The sequence below is a fragment of the Klebsiella sp. BDA134-6 genome (assembly GCF_015601345.1).
GTDB lineage: Bacteria > Pseudomonadota > Gammaproteobacteria > Enterobacterales > Enterobacteriaceae > Klebsiella > Klebsiella grimontii.
The window spans coordinates 1,806,409-1,831,488 of sequence record NZ_CP064784.1; the positions used below are offsets into that span (position 1 = coordinate 1,806,409).

A 25,080-nucleotide genomic window follows, 5' to 3' on the forward strand; every position below is an offset into this window, starting at 1 on the left:
CAGTTAAAAATTATAGCTCGTGGCCATTATTCCGCGACTTTATGGTGTTTTTTAGCCTATTTCCAGGAATATTCTGCCGCTACTGTAAAATCACGTTTACACTTTTTGAGCGAAGAGATAGATTGGAGGGATTGCAATTAACTAGATAAGTATGGCAACGCTGGAAATAAGATGAATTATCAGAACGACGATTTACGCATTAAAGAGATCAACGAATTATTACCTCCCGTTGCGCTCCTGGAAAAATTCCCTGCTACCGAAAATGCCGCCAATACCGTTGCGCATGCGCGCAAAGCGATCCACCAGATCCTGAAAGGTAACGACGATCGGCTGCTGGTCGTGATTGGCCCGTGCTCCATCCACGATCCGGCGGCGGCGAAAGAGTACGCCGAACGCCTGCTCAAGCTTCGCGAGGAGCTTAAAGGGGAGCTGGAAATCGTGATGCGCGTTTATTTTGAAAAACCGCGCACCACCGTGGGCTGGAAAGGGCTGATTAACGATCCGCATATGGATAACAGCTTCCGCATCAACGATGGCCTGCGGATCGCGCGCAAGCTGCTGCTGGATATTAACGACAGCGGTCTGCCCGCTGCCGGGGAGTTCCTCGATATGATCACCCCGCAGTATCTTGCCGACCTGATGAGCTGGGGCGCGATTGGGGCGCGTACCACTGAGTCACAGGTGCATCGCGAGCTCTCTTCAGGCCTCTCCTGTCCGGTAGGCTTTAAAAACGGCACTGATGGCACCATCAAAGTCGCGATTGACGCTATCAACGCCGCCGGCGCGCCGCACTGTTTCCTGTCGGTGACCAAATGGGGGCATTCGGCGATTGTAAATACCAGCGGTAATAGCGATTGCCATATTATCCTGCGCGGCGGTAAAGAGCCGAACTACAGCGCCCAGCACGTGGCCGAAGTGAAGGTCGGTCTGGCGAAAGCAGGCCTGCCCGCTCAGATCATGATCGATTTCAGCCACGCCAACTCCAGCAAGCAGTTTAAAAAGCAGATGGAGGTCGGCGCAGACGTATGCCAGCAGGTTGCCGGCGGTGAGCGGTCGATTATGGGCGTGATGATCGAAAGCCATCTGGTGGAAGGCAATCAGAGTCTCGACAGCGGCGAGCCGTTGGTCTACGGCAAAAGCATTACCGATGCCTGCATCGGTTGGGAAGATACCGATACGCTTCTTCGTCAGCTGGCGAATGCGGTAAAAGCGCGTCGCGGTTAAGCTTTACGCCAAGTGTCAAAATAAAAAAGCGTGGATATCTCCACGCTTTTTTTACATCCGGCGAAAATTACTTCGCTTTACCCTGGTTCGCAACGGCAGCGGCTTTCGCAGCGATTTCGTCGGCATTACCCAGATAGTAATGTTTGATAGGCTTGAAGTTCTCGTCGAACTCATACACCAGCGGTACGCCGGTCGGGATGTTCAGTTCGAGGATCTCTGCTTCCCCCATATTGTCGAGGTATTTCACCAGCGCGCGCAGGGAGTTGCCGTGAGCGGCGATAATCACGCGCTCACCGCTTTTCAGACGCGGCAGAATCGTTTCATTCCAGTACGGTACGACGCGGTCGATGGTCAGCGCCAGGCTCTCGGTCGTCGGCAGTTCAGCGTCGGTCAGTTTTGCGTAGCGCGGATCGTGGCCCGGATAGCGCTCGTCGTCTTTAGTCAACTCCGGCGGCGTTACCGCGAAGCCGCGACGCCACTGCTTAACCTGCTCATCACCGTATTTTTCAGCGGTTTCAGCTTTGTTCAGACCCTGCAGCGCACCGTAGTGACGCTCGTTCAGTTTCCAGGATTTCTCAACCGGCAGCCAGGCCTGATCCAGTTCGTCCAGCACGTTCCACAGGGTGTGGATGGCGCGTTTCAGCACAGAGGTATAAGCAAAGTCGAAGCTGAAGCCTTCTTCTTTCAGCAGCTTACCGGCCGCTTTTGCTTCACCCACGCCTTTTTCAGACAGGTCAACGTCATACCAACCGGTGAAACGGTTTTCGTTGTTCCATTGGCTTTCGCCGTGACGAACGAGTACCAGCTTAGTTACAGCCATACACTTACTCCTCAATACACGTCATCCTTCGCGCCGCTTCATCGTTGGCTACGTTTACTCACCCTGACGACATAGTTGACTATGCTCTCAGGATTCGCTCCAGTGCCGCCTTGATGCGACCCGAATGCGGTAGTGTATATATTTATTGATTGATAACTATTCTCATTATATTGCCGTGATTTACCTCACGGCAATGCTTATCCCTAACCATAGCGAAAATAGTCGCTCAGTGTAAGGTGCTTGTAAAACAGAGGTTATATTTTTGTCTGTAAGTGGCGTAATTTTCAGCGAAAGGATAAAAAAAGCCCTCCATCGGGAGGGCGGGGGGGTTATAGCGCAATAAACTGATATTCCGTCAGGCTGACGTACTCTTCGCCGGGGCGTAGCACGCAATCCGGCTGCGGCCATTCCGGATGGTTTGGCGAATCCGGCAGGAACTCGCTCTCCAGGGCCAGGCCTTGCCAGTCGTCGTACGGCTGCGCCGTGCGCGACGGCGTACCGGCGAGATAGTTGCCGGAGTAGAACTGCAGGGCCGGCGCGGAGGTATAAACCGTCATCTGCAGCTTTTCATCCTGCGACCAGACGTGAGCCGCCGGTCTGCCGGCATCGCCCAGCGCCTGGAGCAGAAAGGCGTGGTCGTAACCTTTCACTTTCTGCTGGTCTTCATCGCGCAGGAAATCGTCCGCCAGCACCTTCGGCGTGCGGAAATCGAAGCTGGTCAGGGTGACGTTTTGCAGATCGCCTCCCGGAATGCCATCGCTCTCGACGGGCAGGTAAACATCGGCCAGGATTTGCAGCTTATGATTACGCACGTCGCTCTGCACGCCATCCAGGTTAAAATAGACGTGGTTGGTCAGGTTCACCGGGCACGGTTGGTCAACGGTGGCGCGATACTCGATGGCGATCCGGTTATCGTCGGTCAGGCGGTAGTCTGCCGTTGCCGTCAGATTGCCGGGAAACCCCTGATCGCCATCGCGGGATGAGAGTGAAAACAGCGCGTGACGATCGTCGGCGCTGACAATCTGCCAGCGGCGCTTGTCAAACCCTTCCGGACCGCCGTGCAGCTGATGCCCCGCCTCGTTGGAAGGCGTCAGATTGACGGTGTGGCCATCAAGGGTAAAGCGGCTGTTGGCAATACGGTTAGCGTAACGGCCGACGGAGGCGCCGAGATAGGCGGCCTGTCGGGTATAGTCGCCAGGGTTCGCGCAGCCGAGCAGCGCTTCGCGTACGCTGCCGTCAGCCAGCGTCACGCGCGCGGAGAGCAGCGTCGCGCCCCAGTCCATCACCGTGACCGTCATGCCTGCGTCGTTACGCAGGGTAAGAAGATTCCACGGCTGGCCGTCCGGCGCCAGCTCCGTTGTTGGGTTTAGCATTGTCCAGCTCCCTGAGACGGTTTGCAGACGTAGAAGGTCTCTTTGATACCGGTTTTCGCTTCATACTCTTTGGCAACGGCCTGCTGTACGGTATCGACCAAATCTTCCGGCACCAGCGCGACGATACAGCCGCCGAAACCGCCGCCGGTCATGCGTACGCCGCCTTTATCGCCGATGGTCACCTTGACGATGTCCACCAGGGTATCAATCTGCGGGACGGTGATTTCAAAATCATCGCGCATGGAAGCGTGAGATTCCGCCATCAGTTCGCCCATCCGCTGCAGGTCGCCTTGCTCCAGCGCCACGGCGGCTTCTACGGTGCGCGCATTCTCGGTCAGCACGTGGCGAACGCGTTTGGCGACCACCGGGTCAAGCTCGTGGGCGACGGCATTGAATTCTTGCAGAGTCACATCGCGCAGGGCGGGTTGCTGGAAGAAACGCGCGCCGGTCTCACACTGCTCGCGGCGGGTGTTGTACTCGCTGCCGACCAGGGTGCGCTTAAAGTTACTGTTGATAATCACTACCGCCACGCCTTTCGGCATCGACACCGCTTTCGTTCCTAAGGTGCGGCAGTCGATCAGCAGGGCATGATCTTTTTTACCGAGCGCGGAGATCAGCTGGTCCATAATGCCGCAGTTGCAGCCGACGAACTGGTTTTCCGCTTCCTGGCCGTTCAGCGCGATCTGCGCACCGTCGAGCGGCAGATGGTACAGCTGCTGGAACACGGTGCCGACGGCGACTTCCAGCGAAGCCGAGGAGCTTAACCCTGCGCCCTGCGGCACGTTGCCGCTGATGACCAGATCCGCGCCGCCGAAAGCGTTATTCCGCTGCTGCAGGTGCTTGACCACGCCGCGAACGTAGTTCGACCACTGCTGGGTGTCGTGGCTGGTAATCGGCGAGTCGAGAGAGAATTCATCGGTCTGATTGGCGTAATCGGCGGCAATCACCCGGACGGTACGATCGTCGCGCGGCGCACAGGCGATGACCGTCTGATAATCAATGGCGCAGGGCAGTACGAACCCGTCGTTATAGTCGGTATGCTCGCCGATCAGGTTAACGCGGCCTGGGGCCTGGATAACATGACTGGCCGGATAGCCAAATTTCTCAGCAAACAGGGCTTGGGTGTTCTCTTTCAGACTCATGGTTATACTCCGGATTCGCGAAAATGGACGTCGCTCACAGCGCGCAGACGTTCGGCAGCCTGCTCGGCCGTCAGGTCACGCTGGGTTTCGGCCAGCATTTCATAGCCGACCATAAATTTGCGCACCGTCGCGGAGCGCAGCAGCGGCGGATAAAAATGCGCGTGCAGCTGCCAGTGATTATTCTCTTCATCGTTAAACGGCGCGCCGTGCCAGCCCATCGAGTAGGGGAATGAGCACTGGAACAGGTTGTCGTAACGGCTGGTCAGCTTTTTCAGCGCCAGCGCGAGGTCGCTGCGCTGGTCGTCGGTTAAATCAGTCAGGCGCTGTACGTGCGCTTTCGGCAGCAGCAGCGTCTCAAAGGGCCACGCTGCCCAGTAAGGGACCACCGCGAGCCAGTGTTCGGTCTCGACGACGGTGCGGCTACCGTCGGCTAATTCGCGCTGGGCGTAATCCACCAGCATCGGCGCGCCGTGCTCGGTGAAGTACGCTTTTTGCAGACGATCTTCGCGTTCCGCCTCGTTAGGCAGAAAGCTGTTTGCCCACACCTGGCCATGCGGGTGCGGGTTGGAGCAGCCCATCGCCGCGCCTTTATTTTCAAAAACCTGCACCCACGGGTAGGTTTTTCCAAGATCGGCGGTCTGCTCCTGCCACGTTTTAACCACGCCTTCCAGCGCCTCAACGCTCAGTTCTGGCAGCGTTTTGCTGTGATCTGGCGAGAAGCAGATGACCCGGCTGGTGCCGCGGGCGCTCTGACAGCGCATCAGCGGGTCGTCGCTTTCCGGGGCGTCTGGGGTATCGGTCATCAAAGCCGCAAAGTCATTGGTAAAAACAAACGTACCGGTGTAGTTCGGGTTTTTGTCGCCAGTGACGCGGGTATTACCCGGGCACAGGAAACAGTCCGGATCGTGCGCGGGCAAACTCTGTTTTGCCGGCGTTTCCTGCGCCCCTTGCCAGGGGCGCTTGGCGCGATGTGGAGAAACCAGAATCCACTGCCCGGTTAACGGGTTATAACGACGATGTGGATGGTCGACGGGGTTAAATACGCTCATGAAGGTTCCTTAGTCTGGATAACCCTGCGGATGACGGGACTGCCAGTGCCAGGTATCCTGCGCCATTTCGTCAAGGTTGCGCGTCACGCGCCAGTTCAGCTCGCGATCGGCCTTTTCAGCGTCCGCCCAGTAGGCCGGGAGGTCGCCTTCGCGGCGCGGCGCGAAGTGGTAGTTAATCGGTTTGCCGCAGGCTTTGCTAAAAGCGTTGACCACGTCGAGCACGCTGCTGCCGACGCCTGCGCCAAGGTTATAGATATGCACGCCGGCTTTATCAGCCAGTTTTTCCATCGCCGCGACGTGGCCGTCGGCCAGGTCCATGACGTGAATGTAGTCGCGCACGCCGGTGCCATCTTCGGTTGGGTAGTCGTTGCCGAATACCGCCAGCGATTCACGACGGCCGACTGCGACCTGCGCGATATACGGCATCAGGTTGTTCGGGATGCCCTGCGGATCTTCACCCATATCGCCCGACGGATGCGCGCCGACCGGGTTGAAGTAGCGCAGCAGCGCGATGCTCCAGTCCGGCTGCGCTTTTTGCAGGTCAGTCAGGATCTGCTCGACCATCAGCTTGCTTTTACCGTACGGGCTCTGCGGAGTCCCGGTCGGGAAGCTTTCGACATAAGGGATTTTTGGCTGGTCGCCATACACGGTGGCGGAGGAGCTGAAAATAAAGTTTTTTACGCCCGCGGCGCGCATGGCGGAAACGAGTTTCAGTGTGCCGGTTACGTTGTTGTCGTAGTATTCCAGCGGCTTGGCGACGGATTCGCCGACGGCTTTCAGGCCGGCGAAATGGATCACCGCTTCAATAGCGTGATCGTGAAGAATTTCCGTCATCAGCGCTTCATTACGAATGTCGCCTTCGACAAAGGTGGCGCTTTTCCCGCCGAGACGTTCAATGATCGGCAATACGCTGCGTTTACTGTTGCAGAGATTGTCGAGAATAATCACTTCGTGTCCCTGCAATAGCAGTTGAACGCAGGTGTGACTTCCAATGTAACCGCTACCACCTGTAACCAGTACTTTCATGATTCGCTCCAATAGGCTTATCGTGTGAGAAGAAGATAGCATACCAAAGAAGCCAAAAGTGTGACACAGGCCAAATTGGTGGAATCGTTTACACTAAAACTTTCAATCCGGCCGTTTTGGTTTTTTCATTGTAAAAACAGGGTGATGGTGTGAGTGATAGCTATTATTCTGAAAAAATCAGGGATCCGCAGACCCCTGTACAGGCTTAAATTTGCAGCGGCCCCTGCTGGTAAGTGTAACCGTCTCCACTCCTCACAAAGGCCAGACGGTGGGTAATGCAGTCCGGGGCGTCTTCGGCGTGGTGGGAGACAAACAGCAACTGCGTCGCCCCTTCGCTAATCAGCACATCGACAAAGCGACGCACCAGCTGACGGTTGAGCGGGTCGAGCCCCTGCAGCGGTTCATCGAGAATCAGCAGGGTCGGGTGTTTGACCAGGGCGCGGACGATCAGCGCCAGCCTCTGCTGCCCCCAGGAGAGGCTGTGGAACGGCGCGTCGGCGGTGCGTTTGTCGATACCCAGAATATCCAGCCAGTTTTGCACCAGCTTGTGCTGCTTATCGGAAACGGCCTGGTAGATGCCAATCGAGTCGAAGTAGCCCGAGAGAATCACGTTACGCACGTTGGTGCTGACGCGGTATTCAAGGTGCAGGCTGCTGCTGACGTAACCAATATGTTTTTTGATATCCCAGATGGTTTCACCGCTGCCGCGGCGGCGGCCGAACAGGGTCAGATCGTTACTGTATCCCTGGGGATGGTCGCCGGCGATCAGGCTGAGCAGCGTCGATTTACCGGCGCCGTTGGGGCCGACGATCTGCCAGTGTTCGCCGGGATTGACCGTCCAACTGAGGCGATTGATGATCGGGCGGTCGTTGTATGAAACCAGACCGTCGTTCAGCACGATGAGCGGCGCTTTGCTGTCCAGCGCAAGGCGCGCAGCCGGGGCGTCGGGTTCCGGCAGCGTCATGCCGTCAAGCTTTTCGCTATGCGCGAGCTGGGCAATCAGCGCTTGCTGTAGCAGGGTCTGCTTTTCGCCGGTTTCGCTCAGCACGCAGTCCGCCAGTACCCCGGCATACTGCACGAACGCCGGGATCTCGTCGAAACGATTGAGCACCAGAACAAGGGCGATACCTTCTTCGTTCAGCGTGGCCAACATCTCGGCGAGCTGCTGGCGCGAGGCGACATCGAGGCCGTCGAACGGCTCATCGAGGATAAGCAGGTCGGGATCGCCCATCAGCGCCTGGCACAGCAAGGTCTTGCGCGTTTCACCGGTAGAGAGGTATTTAAAGCGGCGCTCGAGCAGGTGGCTAATCGCAAACTGTTCAGCAAGGCGAGCGCAGCGGAAGGGGTCTTTAAACTCATCCTGGATAATTTCCGCCGTCGTGCGCCCGGTATCTTCTTCTCCTGGGCTGAGCAGATCGGTGTTGTTACGTTGCCACTCATCACTGACCAGCTTTTGCAGCTGCTCAAAAGAGAGACGGGTGATGCGCGAGAAGGTGCACTCGCGCTGCCCGCTTAGCAGGGTCAACTCGCCGGATAGCGCCCGCGCAAGCGCCGACTTCCCGCTACCGTTGCTGCCGACGAAAGCCCAGCTCTCGCCAGCCCGCACGCTGAGGTGTTCAATATTTAACGTTTTGGTATCGCTAAGACGAAACGTGCCTTGCGAAATTTGCAACAATGACATTGTGTATCCCACTTTTTGCAGCGATGTACTTCAGGGATACGTCTTCGCGAGCGCAATGTCAATGGCGTTAGCACAACGTGGCAAGAATGATGCGATCGGCGTTAAAATATGCTATCGCCTGCGCCCCTTCCGCCAGATCGCGCGTCTGTTCCAGCGGCAGGGTGGCGCAAAGGCTCTGCCCATCCGGGAGCGCCATGAGCACTTCGCACTGCTCCGCCCCGCGTTCGATGTGGGTGATACGTCCGGCCAGCTGGTTGTCCGCCTGTTTCGCCAGGGCTGCATCCTGGGTCATGCCGACCCACGGCGCTTTGAGCAGCACTAATACTTCCTGGCCTTCCGCAAGGCCCAGACGATCGGCGCTTTGGGCGGTAATGGCGACTTTAAAGCGGGTTTGCCCATCGGCCAGCAGGACTTCAACGTGCTGCTGGACCTGCTGATGGTCGCGGCCGGTAATAGTGCCGAACCACTGGTTGCGCGCGCTGGTCTGTAGAGAGAATCGCGAAATAGCGGCCAGCAGGCTGTCGAGGGGAAGGGCATCATCATCGCTCAGGACATCGAACGCTTTCTGCTGAATCTGCGCCAGCAAGTCGTAAAGCTGAATCAGCCGCTGCCCGTAGCGGGTGAGGACCGCGCCGCCGCCGCCTTTGCCGCCGGTCACACGGTCAACCAGGGTCTGCTCGCTGAGCTGATTCATCTCATTTATCGCATCCCATGCGCTTTTATAGCTGATGCCCGCGTTTTTTGCCCCCTGGCTAATCGAGCCGGTCTGGTCAATCTGTTTCAGCAGGGCGATACGGCGGGGATCGGCAAACAGGCGCTGCTGTAATTTGAGGGTAAGAAGGATTTCAGCCTGCATAATCATATCCTGATGAAAAAGAGTATTGTGACCGATAGCGGTCATCTTGCAAGGTGCATCTCTCACGGTGTCCAGTGAGGCACCGCACAAATGGGGCGTGTTTTTCCGGCTGAATTAGTTACAATAAACTATTCGTACTTTCTGGAGCCAACCATGTTAGAGCTATTGAAAAGTCTGGTTTTTGCCGTAGTCATGGTCCCTGTGGTAATGGCGGTCATCCTGGGGCTGATTTATGGGCTGGGCGAAGTGTTTAACCTCTTCTCTGGAGCCGGTCATAAAGACAGCAGACCGCAAAACCACTGATTTTCCCCCGCGCCCGGTTCTCCCGGGCGTTTTTATCTGTCCCCCCTCAATTGAGCCGTTACTGATTACCCCTAATTTTCGCTGGGAAAATCTTAGCGCTATCGTTATATTGTCTTCTACATAACGAACCGACGGGAGTTTCTGATGACAGGTCAATGGTTTCGCTTTATTGCTGGAGCAACGTTAACGCTTTCCGTTGCGGGCCACGCGCTGGCGGAAGAGGGCAAGGTGACGGTTTTTGCCGCGGCATCGCTCACCAACGCCATGCAGGATATCGCTAAAGAGTATAAGAAAGAGAAGAACGTCGAGGTTGTCTCTTCGTTTGCGTCTTCATCGACCCTGGCGCGACAGATTGAAGCGGGCGCGCCGGCGGATCTGTTTATCTCCGCCGACCAGAAATGGATGGATTACGCGGTGGAGAAAAAAAGCATTGATACCGCATCCCGCGCGACGCTGCTCGGCAACAGCCTGGTGGTCGTGGCGCCGAAGGCCAGCGCTCAGGGCGATATCAGCATTAATGATAAAACCGACTGGACCAGCCTGCTGAAAGGCGGTCGTCTGGCCGTTGGCGACCCGGCGCACGTGCCAGCCGGCATCTATGCGAAAGAAGCGTTGCAAAAACTGGGGGCCTGGGAGACGCTGTCGCCGAAGCTGGCTCCTGCGGAAGACGTGCGCGGCGCGCTGGCCCTGGTTGAGCGCAGCGAAGCGCCGTTGGGGATCGTGTACGGCTCTGATGCGGTCGCCAGCAAGGGCGTAAAAGTTGTCGGTACCTTCCCGGAAGATTCGCATAAGAAAGTTGAATATCCTCTGGCAATCGTCGACGGGCATAAAAATGCCGCGGTCAGCGCGTTTTATGACTATCTAAAAGGGCCGGAAGCTTCCGCCATCTTTAAACGTTACGGATTTACTACCCACTAATGTTCTTAAGCGATCCTGAATGGCAGGCGGTACTGCTGAGCCTGAAAGTCTCCTCCCTGGCGGTGGTACTGAGCTTGCCTTTTGGCATCTTTTTTTCCTGGCTGCTGGTTCGCCGGGATTTTCCCGGTAAAGCGCTGCTCGATAGCATCCTCCACCTGCCGCTGGTATTACCGCCGGTGGTGGTGGGGTATCTCTTGCTGATCGCGATGGGAAGACGGGGTTTTATCGGCAGTTGGCTGTATGACTGGTTTGGTCTGAGCTTTGCGTTTAGCTGGCGCGGCGCGGTACTGGCGGCGGCGGTGATGTCCTTTCCGTTGATGGTGCGTGCCATTCGTCTTGCGCTGGAAGGGGTCGACATCAAACTTGAGCAGGCGGCGCGTACCCTGGGCGCTGGGCGCTGGCGGGTATTTTTCACTATTACGCTACCGTTGACGCTACCCGGTATTATCGTCGGCACCGTGCTGGCCTTCGCCCGTTCTTTGGGCGAGTTTGGCGCCACCATCACTTTTGTCTCCAACATTCCAGGCGAAACGCGCACGATTCCTTCGGCAATGTATACCCTGATTCAGACTCCCGGTGGGGAAGGCGCGGCCGCGCGTTTATGCCTGATTTCGATTGCGCTGGCGCTGGTATCGCTGCTGATTTCCGAATGGCTGGCCCGCCTTAGCCGTCAGCGGATGGGGAAATAATCATGCTCGAACTCGATTTTAGCCAGACGTTGGGCACCCACCGCCTGCAAATTCGCGAGACGCTTCCCGCCAGCGGCATCACCGCGGTTTTCGGCGTTTCAGGCGCGGGTAAAACCTCGCTGATTAACGCCATTAGCGGCCTGACGCGCCCGCAGCAGGGGCGCATCGTTCTTAACGGCAGAGTGCTCAATGATGTTGAAAAACGTATCTGCCTGGCGCCTGAAAAACGCCGCATTGGCTACGTTTTTCAGGACGCTCGCCTGTTCCCGCATTATAAGGTGCGCGGCAATCTGCAATATGGCATGGCGAAGAATATGGCGGCGCAGTTTGACAAGCTGGTGGCGCTGCTCGGCATTGCGCCCCTGCTTGACCGCCTGCCGGGCGGTCTCTCCGGCGGAGAAAAACAGCGGGTGGCGATTGGCCGGGCGCTGCTTACCGCCCCGGAACTGCTGCTTCTGGATGAGCCGCTGGCGTCGCTGGATATCCCGCGCAAGCGTGAACTATTGCCCTATCTGCAGCGTCTGGCGCGCGAAATCAATATCCCGATGCTGTACGTCAGCCACTCTCTGGATGAGATTCAGCATTTGGCGGATAACGTCCTGGTGCTGGAAGCGGGGAAAGTCAAAGCCTTTGGTTGCCTGGAAGAGGTGTGGAGCAGCAGCGTAATGCATCCCTGGCTTCCCCAGGATCAGCAAAGCACTATCCTGAACGTAACCGTCGCCGCTCAGCATCCGCGGTATGCCATGACCGCGCTGGCGCTGGGCGATCGGCAGATATGGGTCAACCGGCTCGACAGGCCGCAGGGCGAAAGCGCGCGGATCCGCATTCAGGCCTCGGACGTTTCTTTGGTGCTGCAGCCCGCTCAGCAAACCAGTATCCGCAACATTTTGCCCGCGCAGGTCATGCAGTGTATTGAAAGCCATGGCCAGGTTGAGGTCAGGCTGGAGATTAGCGGCCGTACGCTATGGGCGCGCATCAGCCCCTGGGCTCGCGATGAGCTGGGGGTTGTCCCAGGCCAGCGGCTGTATGCGCAGATAAAAAGCGTGTCGATAGCCGCCTGATTACAACAGGTGGCGATAGATGTAGTCGGCGATGCTGGTGGTCTCGTTTTCGCCGATCACGACGTTGGCGCGCGCTTTGACGTCCTCCACCGCGTTGCCCATCGCCACGCCGATACCGGCGGCTTCCAGCATACTGAGGTCGTTATAGTTGTCGCCGAAAGCGATAACATCCTGCATCGACAGCCCCTGCGACGCGACCCACTGGGCCAGGCGTTTACCTTTGCTATTGCCTTCCCGGGCAATATCCACCTGATCGTGCCACGACCATTCGCACTCCAGACCCAGCGTCTGGCCAACATGTTGGGCAAAGCGCTGCAGTTTTGCGGTGTCTTCATCAGTCAGGGCGAATTTCCACACGGCCTTGACTTCACGGGCCGCCTGCGCCAGAGAATCGACCTGAGTGAACACCGGACGCTGCTCGACGGGCAGCGACTGCGCCCAGTTGGCGGTGCGAATCACGTGCCCGGTCGGCTGCTCATAAAGCATGGCGTCATCGACGTACATCAGGCCGTGAATCGCGTGCTCGTTCAGCATTTCCGTCAGGCTCAGGGCTTTGTCAACCGGCATAGGATCGGACTCCAGAACCTTTTTTGCATGATAATCATACAAATAAGTGCCATTACAGCAAATTGCAGGTGTATCCAGAGCCAGCGCCTGATAAAAAGGATGGATAGCGACGTGATGTCGACCGGTGACGACGATGATTTGATATCCCGCGTCTTTGGCGCGTGCCAGCGCGTCGAGTGAGGCGGGGAGAATGGTTTTTTTGCCGGTGAGTAGGGTGCCGTCTAAGTCCAGGGCAATCACGCGTGAGGTCATGTGTTGTTTCCGGTTAATGATGAAAAGTTAGCAGGCTATGATGGTACACCGCTGCGCCATTCGGGCAAACTTTTCAGCATCTACCGCTAAAGAGCCGATACACTTGATCTTTCAGGCTGCGAGGAGGCAACCTGAATAGCATGGTGTATGCATATTGTATTTTTCAGGGTGCCATTAATCTGAAAAATGAAATTTCCACGTGCAGTGAGGAAGGAGTATTCATGAAACAAACCGTTTATACCGCCAGCCCGGAAAGCCAGCAGATTCACGTCTGGGATCTGGATCTTGAGGGGAAACTGACCCTGGTGCAGGTTGTTGATGCCCCGGGCCAGGTACAGCCGATGGTGGTGAGCCCGAACAAAGAGTTTCTCTACGTCGGCGTGCGTCCGGAGTTTCGCGTACTGGCCTACCGCATTGCGCCCGATAATGGCGCCCTGACTTTCGCTGGCGAAGCTCCGCTGTCGGGTAGCCCAACGCATATTTCTACCGATCATCAGGGGCGTTTTGTGTTCAGCGCTTCCTATAACGCGGGCTGCGTGAGCGTTACGCCGCTGGTGGACGGCCTGCCGCGAGAAGCGGTGGCGGTGGTTGAAGGTCTGGAAGGCTGCCACTCGGCAAATATCTCTCCGAATAATCGCACCCTATGGGTACCGGCGCTGAAGCAGGATCGTATCTGCCTGTTTACCCTGAGCGACGACGGTTTCCTCGCAGAGCAGGAGCCGGCTGAAGTGACCACCGTTGAAGGCGCAGGCCCGCGTCATATGGTGTTCCATCCGAATCAGCAATACGGCTACTGCATAAACGAACTGAATAGCTCCGTTGACGTCTGGGAGCTGAAAGATCCGCACGGCAAAATCGAGTGCGTGCAGACCCTGGACATCATGCCGCCTGATTTTGCCGGCGTGCGCTGGGCGGCGGATATCCATCTGACCCCGGATGGCCGTCACCTCTACGCCTGCGATCGTACCGCCAGCATTATCACCATCTTCAGCGTCTCGGAAGACGGCAGCGTGCTGTCCATCGAAGGTTATCAGAATACCGAGACCCAGCCACGCGGCTTTAACCTCGATCATAGCGGCAAATATCTGATCGCTGCCGGTCAGAAGTCCCATCATATCGCGGTGTATGAAATCGAAGGCGAGCAGGGGCTGCTCCAGGAAAAAGGGCGCTATGCCGTAGGCCAGGGCCCAATGTGGGTGGTGGTAAACGCTTACTAAGCCGGCGTGTTTGACAAAAACCTCGCCGCGGCGAGGTTTTTTTACGCCTGACGAAAGGGCTACTTCACCCGCATACGATACTCAATCATGCCGCTTTTTTCCGCAACCCAGTTATACAGACGCTGGCCCCGAAGGTTGGTCTCATGCGTATGCCAGTACAGGCTGGCGGAGTGGCGTTTTCGCGCCTGCCGTTGAACATACTCAATTAATTGTTTACCGATATGCTGACCCCGGACGTCCGGATCAACGAATAAATCTTCCAGATAGCAATAGTCGCTTTCGGCCCAGGTGGAGCGGTGGAAGAGATAATGAACGAATCCAACTATCTTCCCCTCACGTTTTGCTACGGCGCAAAACATCGGTTCGACCGGATTTAAAAACCGACTCCAGGTTAGGCGCGTCACCTCCTCCGGAATGTCGACGCGATAAAACGTCTGGTAGCTTTTCCACAGCGGCAGCCACTGGGCAAAGTCGTTATCAGCTGCGGGGAGGAGGGTGATTTGCCCGTGATTAATGTCGCTATTTTGGCTATTCATGGCGGTTCCTTACTTTTATAAACCGGGATGGTCTTTACATGCCGCTATGGTAGGCGCTCTTATGGTTCCTAAAAAGTGACACTTTATGTATATTCATAGGATCCACTTTTAGCTTACCGATCGCCATTACCGCTATGCCAAAACCTATTGCACCGCTGTTTCAGGAATTGTTGCTCCCGCGCGGCGTTATCAAAGATCAGCTGTATCACGCCCTGCGTAACGCGATTCTGGATGGGCGCTTAACGGCGGGTTCAAAGATCCCCTCCAGCCGGGCGCTGGCTGAGATGATGGCGATCTCGCGAAACTCGGTTATTGCCGGTTTTGACCGCCTGGTGGATGAGGGCTATCTGGTCACGCGCAAGGGGGCGGGCACCTTTGTTTGCGAGCATATTCCGGATAGCGTCATTAGCGAGTATGAATCGTCGCCACAGCCGGAAACGGCAATGGCCGCCGTTGGCCCGCTTAATCCTGACGTTGCCGCATTGTTGCCATCATGGTCTGAAAGAGAAGGGAGTGGTGAAATGCGTCAGGTTTTTGCCGTCGGTATCGGCTGTACCGATCTCTTCCCGCATGCGTTATGGGGGCGGCTGCTGGGGCGCGTCTGGCGGCAATCGCGCCGTGAGTTGGGGGCGCACGCCACGGCTTATGGATATCTACCTTTACGACAGGCGATTAGCCACTATATTCAGGCCACGCGCGGCGTAAATTGCCATGAAGATCGGGTTATTATTGTCAATGGTATTCAACAGGCGCTGGCCATTGCCGCTCAGGTTTTACTGGAAAAGGGCGATGAAGTCTGGCTCGATGATCCCGGCTATAACGGCGCGCGCGGCGCATTCGCCGCCCGGGGAGCGATGGTCCGGCCCGTTCGCGTTGACGGTGAAGGCATGGATATTCAGGATGGAATACGCCATTACCCGCAAGCTAAGCTGGTCTATACCGCGCCGTCGCATCAATTCCCGCTCAGTGGAACCCTTAGCCTGCCAAGAAGGCTTGCTTTGCTGGAATGGGCGCAAGCCAATCGGGCCTGGATATTTGAAGATGATTACAACAGCGAATTCCGCTATGCCGCCCGCTCTTTACAGGCATTGCAAGGGTTAGATAAACATCAGAGGGTTATCTATTCCGGCACCTTTTCTAAGATGATGTACCCCGAGTTTCGTCTGGGTTTTTTAGTGGTCCCTGAGCATTTGCGCGAACAGTTCGCCATAACGAAATATTACACCGATCTCTGTAGCGGATATCTGGAACAGGCCGTTCTGGCGCGTTTTATCCACGAGGGACACTATGCCAGCCATGTTCGTCGTATCCGTAAAGCCTGTTTTGAGCGAAAAAGCGCGCTGGAGGCGGCGATTGAACGCTATTTTGCCGGGCGTATGCGGGTGCATCCAACGGATTCGGGAGTGCATATCGTCTGCTGGTTAGCAGATGGTCTGAAAGCAAAAGAGGTCGTCGCTAAGGCGCGCCAGATCGGCTTAGGCGTGCAGACTTTTGCGCGATATTGCCAGCGGCCGATGTCGCGCGAGGGGGTTTTATTCGGTTTTGCCAACCATCCGCCAGAGGTGCTGCTCGACGGCGTTCGCCGCCTGGCCGGGGTGCTGTAGCGCAGTGATATCGGCGGTCTTTTCCACGGAATGAATAACGTTGATTACCGGGCTAGCATACTTATGTTGATTTAAAACTCGCCCCATCCAGATAATTCATCTGATGTCAGGTGGCGAGTTTTAAAAAAATGACACCGCGCGAGGATTTAACATATACCCACCGCTTTGGTAAAAAATAATCCTTCGATTCGCGTTATGCGACTTCCCTGTTTAATGCGGAGCGGTTAATAAATTAGATATCATCCATTGTATAGCTTACGACGATTTCCAGCGTTTTGCGAATGACGTCCGCGGTTACCACGTCGCTGGTGGTCTCGAGAGCGGTAATCAACCAAAGAATAATTGCCTTGTTGCTGAGATGTCCCTCAGACTCAAGAATACTGCTAATAGCCAGCGACATAACCGCGGATTCATCAATCAGCCTATCGCCTGCATTGCGGAAATATTCAGAGAGTGCGTTATCGTTCAGGCCAGCGTAAATATCCGGTTGTTGATGTATAGTTTGTCTCATCATATTCTCTACTGTGTTAGTTAAACGATTGACCGCGAAGGGTCAGTGAATTTTATTTGTACCAGGCCGCGAGGGAGAACCTAATAAAGTCGTTTGTTCTGCCCAATTATTTTTAGCGTCTGAAGTACCCAGAGTTATTTTCTTACCACGGCGAGATACCCTATTACTGATTTCCTCGATAATATGCCCAAGGGTGTTCCGCCGCTTTGTATCGACTTCTCCCGCCTGCATGGCCTGGAGTTTATCGATCAGCGCTTGTTGACTTATAGGTCCCTTACTTTTGAGTAGGGATAAGACCGCTTCTCCAATCAGTAAATCTATTAATGGATCATAATCATCGTTGTTCATAACTGTATCTCTGATCATCGTCATCTCCATGACTGGGAATTTAGTCGCAAGCCGGTAATCGGTGTCAGATTCTGGCCCATCCCTTATATTTCCTCATTCAGTAACGACTCAAATCACCAGATAGCCGGAGGAACTTTTATCACTGGTTCTCGAACAGGAGGCCGATCAGCGTTTGATAATGGATCTCTTCTTCAAACCCAGAAGCGACTTCGAGGCGAGCCAACAGTTTTGTACACAGGGATTTGCGATTAAGGTTCCGTCCTTCATTGAGGATATCCATCACTATCTGCCCTAACGTTTCCTGCTGCGAAGGCAGTGAAGCTTTATTAAAGTAGTGGGCAATAGCGTTAGCCGTGTCAGGAATGTAACCGTTCTGCTGCATATGTGCTCCTGTCAGTTCAATCATCAGTAAACTTGCGATTAAAGTTATACAATGATTGCTAACTTGTACATAAAAAATGAAGAAAAAATGTTATTTTTTTTAATGTTTTTTATAACAATTTGATTTTAAATGTTTTTTTTATCTTTTTTGTTGTGAGGGGAGCGCCAGCGTAAGATGTACGTCTTGTACAGGTGTGCCGTCAGGTAAGAATCGCAGTGAAATGAGTCGGTTAATGCAAAATATTTGTTAGGAAGACCGGTTGTTTTACAGGATTTATTGCAGTGGAACTGCTACTGTAATATCTCATTAGTTTTATCTCTTCTGTCGGAAATTTCATGCTCACTACCATCATTTATCGCAGCCATATCTGCGACAACGTGTCAATTAAATCGCTTGATAGCATGGTTGCTGAAGCAAATGTAAAAAATGGCCAGGAAGACGTGTCGGGGATTTTGCTTTTTAACGGCACCCATTTTTTTCAATTATTAGAAGGGCCTGAAGAGAAGGTTGAAGGAATTTATCGCCGTATCTGCACAGACCCGCGGCACCATAATCTTGTTGAACTGCTCAGGGATCATGGTCCGACGCGGCGCTTCGGCAAAATAGGTATGGAACTCTTTGATTTACGAGAGTATGACCGCGATGAAGTGCTGCAAGTTGTGCTGGATAAAGGCACAACGAAATATCAACTCACCTATGACGACAGAGCGCTCCATTTTTTCCGTACCTTCGTGGAAGCAACGGAAAAGGAGAACTATTACGAGATTCCTGCGGCCGAAAGCTGGGATTTTGTGACGGAAGGGGAAGCCTCGTATCCTGATACTCCGCTGGCGCGGGCCGAGTGCAGTTTCGCGTTCCAGCCGGTTATCGACCCGTTTGCGAAAGAGATCGTCTCCGTGGAAGCGCTGCTGCGTACCCCTTCTGGCGAATCGCCGGCAGTCTATTTTGATGGGCTGTCACGAGAGGAAATGTACTCAACGGACCTCCTTAGCAAGCGTATTGCATTTGCCATGGCGGGCCGTCTGCGCCTGCATGGACGCACTCTGTCGATTAACCTGCTACCGATGACGTTGGTAAATATTTCCGGGGCCGTCGAATTTCTGCTGGCGGAAATTGAATCCAATGGTTTGATTCCAGAACAAATTATCGTCGAGTTCACCGAGAGTGAAGCCATTTCCCGCATTGATGAATTCACCGATTCCGTGCGAAAGCTTAAGTCCGCAGGAATTCGCGTAGCGATCGATCACTTTGGCGCCGGATTTGCCGGGCTTTTGCTGTTGGCCCAGTTTCAGCCGGACCGCATTAAGATTAATCGCCAATTGGTTAAGGATATTCATAAGCACGGCCCAAAACAGGCCATCGTGCAGGCCATCATTAAATGCTGTAATTCGCTGGAAATCGCCATTTCAGCGGTGGGCATTGAGCAGCCGGAGGAGTGGATGTGGCTGGAGTCCGCGGGTATTATCCATTTCCAGGGAAATTTATTTGCCAGGCCGTGTCTGGGGGGAATTCCTGCGGTAGCATGGCCTGAGAAAAAAACAGCGTGGGAGCTGCTATAAATTTTTTTCTGCGGCGGAGTGCATGTTTACGTAAAAAAAACGTAGCGAAGGGTAAAATAATCATTCTTTTTTGACCTGTACATTGGCGTCCGACCTGTTTATTTTAACTGTACAAGAAAAGTTAATTGTACAATCCGGCTAAATTAGTTAATTTAGTCGGGAAAGTATTTTCAGGTAGAGGGCGCTAATGGCACATTACAGCATCGGCGAAGTTGCCGAACGTTGCGGAATCAACCCTGTGACTTTGCGTGCATGGCAGCGGAGATATGGTTTGCTCAAGCCGCAGAGAAGTGAGGGTGGACACCGCCAGTTTGACGAGGAGGACGTTCAGCGCATTGAGGAAATCAAACGCTGGATCGATCGGGGGGTTTCGGTTGGCAAGGTTAAGGCGCTACTGGAAGGCCAGCACCCTGAATCGCACGACGCAGGCGTTCTGCTCCAGGAAGAAATGATGTCTCTTCTGCGCCTTGTACAGCCTGCGAAATTACGTACCCGCATCATGTCACTCAGCCATGAATATCCCGTAGATAAACTTATTGACCAGCTTTTCATCCCGGTGCGCAGCAAGCTCAATCTCGATCAGAACACTTCCCTGGCCATCATAAGCATGCTGGACGGTATCCTGATTGATTGCGTGGCGCTTATTCTTGCGGAGTCGCGTAAAAAGGTGGGTAAAGAGACCCTGCTGGTAGGCTGGGGAAATGAAGATCGTACCCGGGTGTGGCTGGAAGCGTGGCGTTTATCGCAGCGCGCCTGGCATGTCAACGTGCTGGCAGAGCCGCTTGACTCTCCCCGCCCCGAGTTATTCCCCGGTCAGCATATTTTTGTCTGGACCGGCCGCGCGCTGACCCCTTTGCAGGCAGAATTACTGAGCCACTGGCAAAGCCAGGGCTACACTATCGAGTTTCACGGAGAGTAAGCGTAAGAGAGGGTTAGCAGCGGAACATTTTTAGAGATGTTATTCCGCCGCTTGTCTTCCCGAACCAACACCTGCCTGGCCGTTCGGTAACTGTCAGAAATTGAGCTGTGTCCAGGCTTTAAATGTTTCGCTGCGGCTAATATTAAAAAAATCTGTCCGGCCCGAGCAGCCAAGTTTTTTAATTAAGGTGAGGCGAATTTGATAAATTGTTTTAATATGTAAATTCAGGGACTTCCCTATATTCACCATCGCCTCGCCATTGTTCATCAGACGAATCACTTCTTTTTCACGGCTGGTGAAAATAATATTTTCTGATTCTCTGTCAGGCTTCTTGCCGAACAAGGTAGGGCGGAGAATAAAAGATTTTATCTCAGCCGGCGTTGCGCGTGCAGGAATTCTGTACATCGGCAGCTCGCTTAGAAAGTTTAAATCATTGCCATCGGTGAGCAGGACAAAACGAACTCTTTTGCGATCATAATGATGATTGAGCACCGCATAATAGTTATCGCTGGTGAAAAAGACATATTTTCCATGGAAACAGCCTGGTGATAACGAATCCAGTATCAGCTGTAATCCTTGACGAAGAAGGTTATTGTTAATCCAAAGATCGTAATGATTAAAAAAGTGACCTTGCTTGTCGTTGTTCATTTGTCCTCCGAGGCAGAAATGTTAATGCAGGCTTGATTTAACAAATCATATATCACGCTTAATGATGACTTTTGGCACGAAGCATATGCAGCGTTTGGATATATAAGTCGGCGAGAATTTCATTTTTTTCGATATTCAGGCGATGCTGCACTTCAACGATTAAACGATCGTGGCTAACGGTTTCATTCTCCGTCTGGGCCTGCACCATATGTTCGATATTTTTCAGCAAAGCAGAGTTCGCAATAAACTCTGCGGGAATTGTGTTTTTAGTCTGCATAGTATATCTCGAGTCATATTAGGCAATTAATCACCAAACAAAGATGTGGCTAGCCATCATCTTTGCGATACGGTTCTTCACCATCCCCAAGGAAATGGTGGGCATTTTTTTAAATCATAAGAATGCTGTAATGCAGGATTTTAAACTTACGTAATAACTATAGTCACGATTTTCAGGATGTACAATTTTTACGAATTAATTTTGTACATTTAGTTTATTTTTTTTAAATAATTCTTTAATTTATTGTTTTATATGAATATTTTATTGTAAAGATAATGCAGAAAACTTGTACAGAACGGCGTATGTGCAGGAATAACCTTCATGATGAGGGGATAGTGGTGAAGAAGAAGGAAGGGTACAGCGGGAAGAGAAAGAGACAAAGGGGGAAGGGCTCCCCCTTTCGGTTTGAGCGTTATTGCTTCGGTTCTGCGACGACAAAGCTTCCCACGCCGCGGTTGTTGTATTCCCACATGCGGTTGAAGTTCGTGTCGTTCAGGTTCCGCTGCGTGTTGCCTTTGGCATCCGCGGTACCAGTGTTGCCGCTAAACGGACGGTTTGAACCGACGGCATCAGCCCACGGTTTGGCAACATTAAAGCCTTCATTAATGACGCTATCGCGAATCACGACCTGCCCGTTGGTGTTGCCGTCAACGTCCAGAGAACGACCCAACTGCGCGACGTTATCGCCGGAAGCGGTAAAGCGGCTGTTCACTGCGAGGAAGCCGTAGGTCACGCTCTTCAGGGTCGCCGGAGCAAAGACGTAACCCTCTTTCTGGGTGCGTGAGTTGACCACGCGGAAGTCGGTATTATCGAACACCACCGCCCCACGGCCGGAAACGATGTCGACATCGCCTTCTATATAGCTGTTGCTGACCAGCGTACGGGTCTGACGGTTATCCTGCAGGCGGTTTTGTACGCCGCTGTTGGTCACGAAAAAGGTGTTCTGGCGGCCAAGAATGTTCACGTGGTTAATCTGCACCCGATCGCCATCGCTACGCAGCGCCACGGCCTGGTGGGTACCCGCGTCAACGCTGTCGCCGAGGTTGTTGGCGATAGTCAGGTTCTGCAACTGGAGATCGTTGTTCTGCGACCAGAAAACCGCTGAGCACATCACGCCAACGGTAGCGGTACGTTTGTTCTGGCAGCTGTCGTACATATACCAGGCCGGTTTACCCGGCATATATTTACCGCCCGGGTTGACCTGGTGACGCCAGGAGACCGGATCCATTTCTGAGTCAATTGCGGCGCTGATTTTAACGTCAATCGGCTTCTCGCCGGTGCCGTACAGGGTCAGCGCGCCGGGTGCCGCCGGCACGTATACGGTGCCGGCATATTCGCCCGGCATAATGGCGATAAACTGGCGACGATTAGAATGGCGGGTAATCGCTGCATCCACCGCGGCCTGAATGGTGGTGTGGGTTACCCCTTGGGTACCCGCAGGCCCAACGACAAAATCCGGCTGCGCCGGAAGGCTGATGGCGGACGGCGTCCACGCAGCAGCGTTCGGATCGAGAGACTGGAAATAGCTCGCCGGTAAAAAGTTCTTCGCCTCATCGGCGGTTAAAACAGGACGAGAGGCCGTGCCCGGCGCAGTCTGCGTGGAGGGTTGTTGATCGGCAGGCGTCGAACTACAGGCGGACAACGTCACGCCAAAGGCCAGCGCCAGCGCCAGGCGGGAAACGGAATATGTGTTCATATTGCTCCGGGCAAGAATAAATTAAGGGGATAAGTCCTTTAAAGCCTGCTGTTTTATACCAACTTAAGCGAAACGGGAAGATGTAGCGAAAAAAAGTTGCTTCCTTTACATAGCGAGCGGCTGGAATGGATCGCTTTTGATCACAAATAAATAACATTCGCCGCTGTCGGGTTGACATTTTTCGCGGAATCAAAATAAATGTCTATACAACCCATGACAAGTTGACGGCTATGACACACCTACCTTCCGAACGCGTAATCTGGCGAAACGTCCGCCTGGCCACGCTCGATCCTCGTTCCTCTCAGCCTTACGGGCTGCTGGATTATCATGCGCTGCTGGTACGCAACGGACGTATCGAAGCCATTGTGCCAGAAGGCCAGGCGCCCGCAGGGCAGAGTATTGACCTTGGCGGCAGACTGCTTACGCCGGGGCTAATAGATTGCCATACGCACCTGGTCTTTGGCGGCAGCCGGGCGCAAGAGTGGGAGCAGCGCCTCAACGGCGTCTCCTACCAGACCATTAACGCCAACGGCGGCGGTATTAACGCGACCGTGCGGGCTACCCGCGACAGCAGCGAAGCCGAACTGCTGGCGCTGGCCCGACAGCGGCTGGCTCGTCTGCTGCGCGAAGGGGTCACTACTCTCGAGATCAAGTCCGGCTACGGGCTGGATCTCGCAAACGAACGTAAAATGCTGCGGGTTGTACAACAGCTTGCCGCGGCGCATAGCGTTGAGATTTCCCCCACGCTGCTCTCCGCCCACGCCACGCCGCCGGAATATAAAGGCGACCCGGACGGTTATATTAATCTGGTATGTGAAACCATTCTTCCCACGCTGTGGGAAGAGGGGCTATTTGAAAGCGTTGATGCCTTCTGCGAAAACGTTGGCTTTAGTCCGGCGCAAACGGAAAGGGTTTACAGCACGGCCCAGGCTTTGGGTATTCCGGTAAAAGGGCACGTCGAGCAGCTCTCTTCGCTGGGCGGCGCTGAATTGGTGAGCCGCTATCACGGTCTTTCCGCCGACCATATCGAATACCTGACGCCAGAAGGCGTGTCGGCGATGAGTCGCAGCGGCACCGTGGCGGTGCTCCTGCCCGGCGCGTTCTATTTCCTTAACGAAACCCGCAGGCCGCCGGTTGAACTGCTGCGTGAATATCAGGTCCCGATGGCGGTGGCGACGGACTACAATCCCGGCACCAGCCCCTTTGCCAGCCTGCATCTGGCGATGAATATGGCCTGTGTGAAATTTGGCTTAACGCCGGAGGAGGCGTGGGCAGGCGTGACGCGTCATGCGGCGCAGGCGCTGGGCCGCAAGGCGAGCCATGGCCAGCTGGCGCCGGGCTTTGTTGCCGATTTCGCTATCTGGGATGCGGAGCATCCGGTGGAGATGGTTTATGAGCCCGGGCGCAGTCCGCTCTGGCAGCGGGTCGTTCGTGGAGAAATCGTATGAAGCTATGGCAACCTACCCCCGCCGCGCTTTGGCAGGGACGCGACGACAGCGCGGAGGCGGCCAACGCACTGCGCCTGTTTCAGACTATCGTCCGGGCCGAGCGTTTTGAGCCGGAGAAGCTGGCTGGCGAGATTGCCCTGCTTGGATTCGCCTGTGATGAAGGGGTTCGGCGCAATAAAGGGCGCACCGGCGCTGAAATGGGGCCGGAAACCCTGCGCCGGGCACTGGCAAATATGGCCAGCCATGATGGACACGACCGCTGCGTGGATATGGGGACTATCCATGTGGTGGACGACGCGCTGGAGGCGGCACAGCAGGCGCTGCGCGAAGCGGTAACCGCCTGCCAACGCGCGGGCAAGCGTACGCTGGTCCTCGGCGGCGGGCACGAGACGGCCTTCGGCCACGGCGCCGGGGTTCTGGACGCGTTCCCGGGGGAGGAGGTCGGCATTATTAATCTTGATGCGCATCTGGATTTACGTATCGCCGACCGGGCCAGCTCCGGTACGCCGTTCCGTCAGCTGGCGCTGGCCTGCGAAGCGCAGCGGCGCGCTTTTCATTACGCCTGCATCGGCGTGAGCCGCGCCGCCAATACCCAGGCGCTGCTGGACGAGGCCGCCCGCCGCGAGGTGACGATTATTGAAGATCTCGATGTGCTTACCGCTTTCGAGGCGCGAGCGATCCCGGAGATCGCGCGAAATATCGCCCGCTACGATCGTCTGTATCTGACTATCGATCTCGACGTGCTGCCCGCCAGTGAAATGCCCGCCGTCTCCGCGCCTGCCGCGCTCGGCATCCCGATGGCCATGCTGCTGCGCATCGTCGAGCCGCTGTGCCGCAGCGGTAAGCTCCAGGCGGTGGATTTGGTGGAGTTTAATCCGCAGTACGATATTGATAGCCGTGGAGCCCGCACGGCAGCCCGCCTGGCGTGGCAAATCGCCCATTGGTGGCGGTAGCGATTCGGTATATTCTGGACG

The 25,080-nt window shown here is 54.9% G+C and carries 26 protein-coding genes; 11 read left to right on the top strand and 15 right to left on the bottom strand.

Going from position 1 to position 25,080, the window contains the following annotated elements:
- Positions 1-171: 171 nt before the first annotated feature.
- Entirely contained in the window at positions 172-1,224 is a 1,053-nt protein-coding gene (gene aroG / locus IYV58_RS08290; protein WP_004130596.1) for a 3-deoxy-7-phosphoheptulonate synthase AroG, read from the top strand.
- Positions 1,225-1,291: 67 nt separating this feature from the next.
- Here aroG and gpmA read toward each other — a convergent pair whose 3' ends face one another.
- From gpmA to modE, 7 genes are all read right to left on the bottom strand, one after another.
- Positions 1,292-2,044 (bottom strand): 2,3-diphosphoglycerate-dependent phosphoglycerate mutase, encoded by a 753-nt coding sequence (gpmA, locus tag IYV58_RS08295; protein ID WP_004100351.1) that lies wholly within the window; start codon positions 2,042-2,044, stop codon positions 1,292-1,294.
- A gap of 329 nt (positions 2,045-2,373) precedes the next feature.
- Complete coding sequence (gene galM / locus IYV58_RS08300; RefSeq protein ID WP_004130598.1) at positions 2,374-3,417, bottom strand: galactose-1-epimerase; 1,044 nt, start codon at positions 3,415-3,417, stop codon at positions 2,374-2,376.
- Positions 3,411-4,559: a galactokinase gene (gene galK, locus IYV58_RS08305; RefSeq protein WP_004130599.1), complete on the bottom strand. Its 1,149-nt coding sequence runs from the start codon at positions 4,557-4,559 to the stop codon at positions 3,411-3,413. Before galK ends, galM begins: the two co-directional genes overlap by 7 nt.
- A 2-nt stretch (positions 4,560-4,561) precedes the next feature.
- Positions 4,562-5,608 (bottom strand): galactose-1-phosphate uridylyltransferase, encoded by a 1,047-nt coding sequence (gene galT / locus IYV58_RS08310; RefSeq protein ID WP_004130601.1) that lies wholly within the window; start codon positions 5,606-5,608, stop codon positions 4,562-4,564.
- 9 nt (positions 5,609-5,617) lie between these two features.
- Positions 5,618-6,634, bottom strand: a complete 1,017-nt coding sequence (galE, locus tag IYV58_RS08315) for a UDP-glucose 4-epimerase GalE (RefSeq protein ID WP_004130603.1) — start codon at positions 6,632-6,634, stop codon at positions 5,618-5,620.
- Positions 6,635-6,839: 205 nt separating this feature from the next.
- The gene (gene modF / locus IYV58_RS08320; protein WP_049116000.1) at positions 6,840-8,315 is read right to left on the bottom strand and encodes a molybdate ABC transporter ATP-binding protein ModF; all 1,476 of its coding nucleotides are present in this window, start codon (positions 8,313-8,315) and stop codon (positions 6,840-6,842) included.
- 67 nt (positions 8,316-8,382) lie between these two features.
- On the bottom strand, positions 8,383-9,171 hold the full coding sequence (gene modE, locus IYV58_RS08325; RefSeq protein ID WP_195729523.1) for a molybdenum-dependent transcriptional regulator: 789 nt from the start codon (positions 9,169-9,171) through the stop codon (positions 8,383-8,385).
- 153 nt (positions 9,172-9,324) lie between these two features.
- Here modE and IYV58_RS08330 point away from each other — a divergent pair, with 153 nt between their 5' ends.
- The 4 genes from IYV58_RS08330 (at position 9,325) to modC (ending at position 12,142) form a co-directional block, all read left to right on the top strand.
- A complete protein-coding gene (locus IYV58_RS08330) occupies positions 9,325-9,474 on the top strand; it encodes an AcrZ family multidrug efflux pump-associated protein (RefSeq protein ID WP_004848993.1) in 150 nt (49 codons plus the stop codon).
- Positions 9,475-9,618: 144 nt separating this feature from the next.
- On the top strand, positions 9,619-10,392 hold the full coding sequence (gene modA, locus IYV58_RS08335) for a molybdate ABC transporter substrate-binding protein (protein WP_004130612.1): 774 nt from the start codon (positions 9,619-9,621) through the stop codon (positions 10,390-10,392).
- Entirely contained in the window at positions 10,392-11,081 is a 690-nt protein-coding gene (modB, locus tag IYV58_RS08340) for a molybdate ABC transporter permease subunit (RefSeq protein WP_004848997.1), read from the top strand. Before modA ends, modB begins: the two co-directional genes overlap by 1 nt.
- Positions 11,082-11,083: 2 nt before the next feature.
- Positions 11,084-12,142 (top strand): molybdenum ABC transporter ATP-binding protein ModC, encoded by a 1,059-nt coding sequence (gene modC, locus IYV58_RS08345; RefSeq protein ID WP_049115998.1) that lies wholly within the window; start codon positions 11,084-11,086, stop codon positions 12,140-12,142.
- Here modC and IYV58_RS08350 read toward each other — a convergent pair whose 3' ends face one another.
- Positions 12,143-12,961, bottom strand: a complete 819-nt coding sequence (locus IYV58_RS08350; RefSeq protein ID WP_004130617.1) for a pyridoxal phosphatase — start codon at positions 12,959-12,961, stop codon at positions 12,143-12,145. It lies immediately after the preceding gene.
- Positions 12,962-13,182: 221 nt separating this feature from the next.
- On the opposite strand from IYV58_RS08350, the gene pgl reads away from it, so the two are divergent.
- The gene (gene pgl / locus IYV58_RS08355) at positions 13,183-14,178 is read left to right on the top strand and encodes a 6-phosphogluconolactonase (protein ID WP_142444900.1); all 996 of its coding nucleotides are present in this window, start codon (positions 13,183-13,185) and stop codon (positions 14,176-14,178) included.
- A 59-nt stretch (positions 14,179-14,237) separates the two neighbouring features.
- On the opposite strand, the gene IYV58_RS08360 is transcribed toward pgl, so the two are convergent.
- Entirely contained in the window at positions 14,238-14,714 is a 477-nt protein-coding gene (locus IYV58_RS08360) for a GNAT family N-acetyltransferase (protein WP_004130619.1), read from the bottom strand.
- Positions 14,715-14,848: 134 nt separating this feature from the next.
- Here IYV58_RS08360 and IYV58_RS08365 point away from each other — a divergent pair, with 134 nt between their 5' ends.
- Positions 14,849-16,318: a MocR-like pyridoxine biosynthesis transcription factor PdxR gene (locus tag IYV58_RS08365; RefSeq protein WP_004130620.1), complete on the top strand. Its 1,470-nt coding sequence runs from the start codon at positions 14,849-14,851 to the stop codon at positions 16,316-16,318.
- Between the two features lie 232 nt (positions 16,319-16,550).
- On the opposite strand, the gene IYV58_RS08370 is transcribed toward IYV58_RS08365, so the two are convergent.
- The 3 genes from IYV58_RS08370 to ycgZ form a co-directional block, all read right to left on the bottom strand.
- The gene (locus IYV58_RS08370; protein WP_032742286.1) at positions 16,551-16,817 is read right to left on the bottom strand and encodes a biofilm development regulator YmgB/AriR family protein; all 267 of its coding nucleotides are present in this window, start codon (positions 16,815-16,817) and stop codon (positions 16,551-16,553) included.
- A 54-nt stretch (positions 16,818-16,871) separates the two neighbouring features.
- Positions 16,872-17,195, bottom strand: a complete 324-nt coding sequence (locus IYV58_RS08375) for a hypothetical protein (protein ID WP_032742080.1) — start codon at positions 17,193-17,195, stop codon at positions 16,872-16,874.
- Positions 17,196-17,316: 121 nt separating this feature from the next.
- On the bottom strand, positions 17,317-17,559 hold the full coding sequence (gene ycgZ, locus IYV58_RS08380; protein ID WP_004130623.1) for a regulatory protein YcgZ: 243 nt from the start codon (positions 17,557-17,559) through the stop codon (positions 17,317-17,319).
- Positions 17,560-17,894: 335 nt separating this feature from the next.
- Between ycgZ and IYV58_RS08385 the strand changes: the two genes are divergently transcribed.
- Complete coding sequence (locus tag IYV58_RS08385; RefSeq protein WP_004130625.1) at positions 17,895-19,118, top strand: diguanylate phosphodiesterase; 1,224 nt, start codon at positions 17,895-17,897, stop codon at positions 19,116-19,118.
- A gap of 187 nt (positions 19,119-19,305) precedes the next feature.
- Positions 19,306-20,037 (top strand): MerR family transcriptional regulator, encoded by a 732-nt coding sequence (locus tag IYV58_RS08390; RefSeq protein WP_004130627.1) that lies wholly within the window; start codon positions 19,306-19,308, stop codon positions 20,035-20,037.
- Positions 20,038-20,130: 93 nt separating this feature from the next.
- Here IYV58_RS08390 and IYV58_RS08395 read toward each other — a convergent pair whose 3' ends face one another.
- The 3 genes from IYV58_RS08395 to IYV58_RS08405 form a co-directional block, all read right to left on the bottom strand.
- Positions 20,131-20,685: a LuxR C-terminal-related transcriptional regulator gene (locus IYV58_RS08395; protein WP_004130629.1), complete on the bottom strand. Its 555-nt coding sequence runs from the start codon at positions 20,683-20,685 to the stop codon at positions 20,131-20,133.
- Positions 20,686-20,743: 58 nt separating this feature from the next.
- Entirely contained in the window at positions 20,744-20,962 is a 219-nt protein-coding gene (locus IYV58_RS08400) for a hypothetical protein (RefSeq protein ID WP_004130630.1), read from the bottom strand.
- A 412-nt stretch (positions 20,963-21,374) separates the two neighbouring features.
- The gene (locus IYV58_RS08405; protein ID WP_004130632.1) at positions 21,375-22,658 is read right to left on the bottom strand and encodes a putative acyl-CoA thioester hydrolase; all 1,284 of its coding nucleotides are present in this window, start codon (positions 22,656-22,658) and stop codon (positions 21,375-21,377) included.
- A 230-nt stretch (positions 22,659-22,888) separates the two neighbouring features.
- On the opposite strand from IYV58_RS08405, the gene hutI reads away from it, so the two are divergent.
- Both hutI and hutG read left to right on the top strand, forming a co-directional pair.
- Positions 22,889-24,106, top strand: a complete 1,218-nt coding sequence (gene hutI, locus IYV58_RS08410) for an imidazolonepropionase (RefSeq protein ID WP_142444902.1) — start codon at positions 22,889-22,891, stop codon at positions 24,104-24,106.
- Positions 24,103-25,059 (top strand): formimidoylglutamase, encoded by a 957-nt coding sequence (gene hutG, locus IYV58_RS08415; protein ID WP_004130636.1) that lies wholly within the window; start codon positions 24,103-24,105, stop codon positions 25,057-25,059. The genes hutI and hutG overlap by 4 nt, the downstream gene beginning before the upstream one ends.
- Positions 25,060-25,080 lie beyond the last annotated feature (21 nt).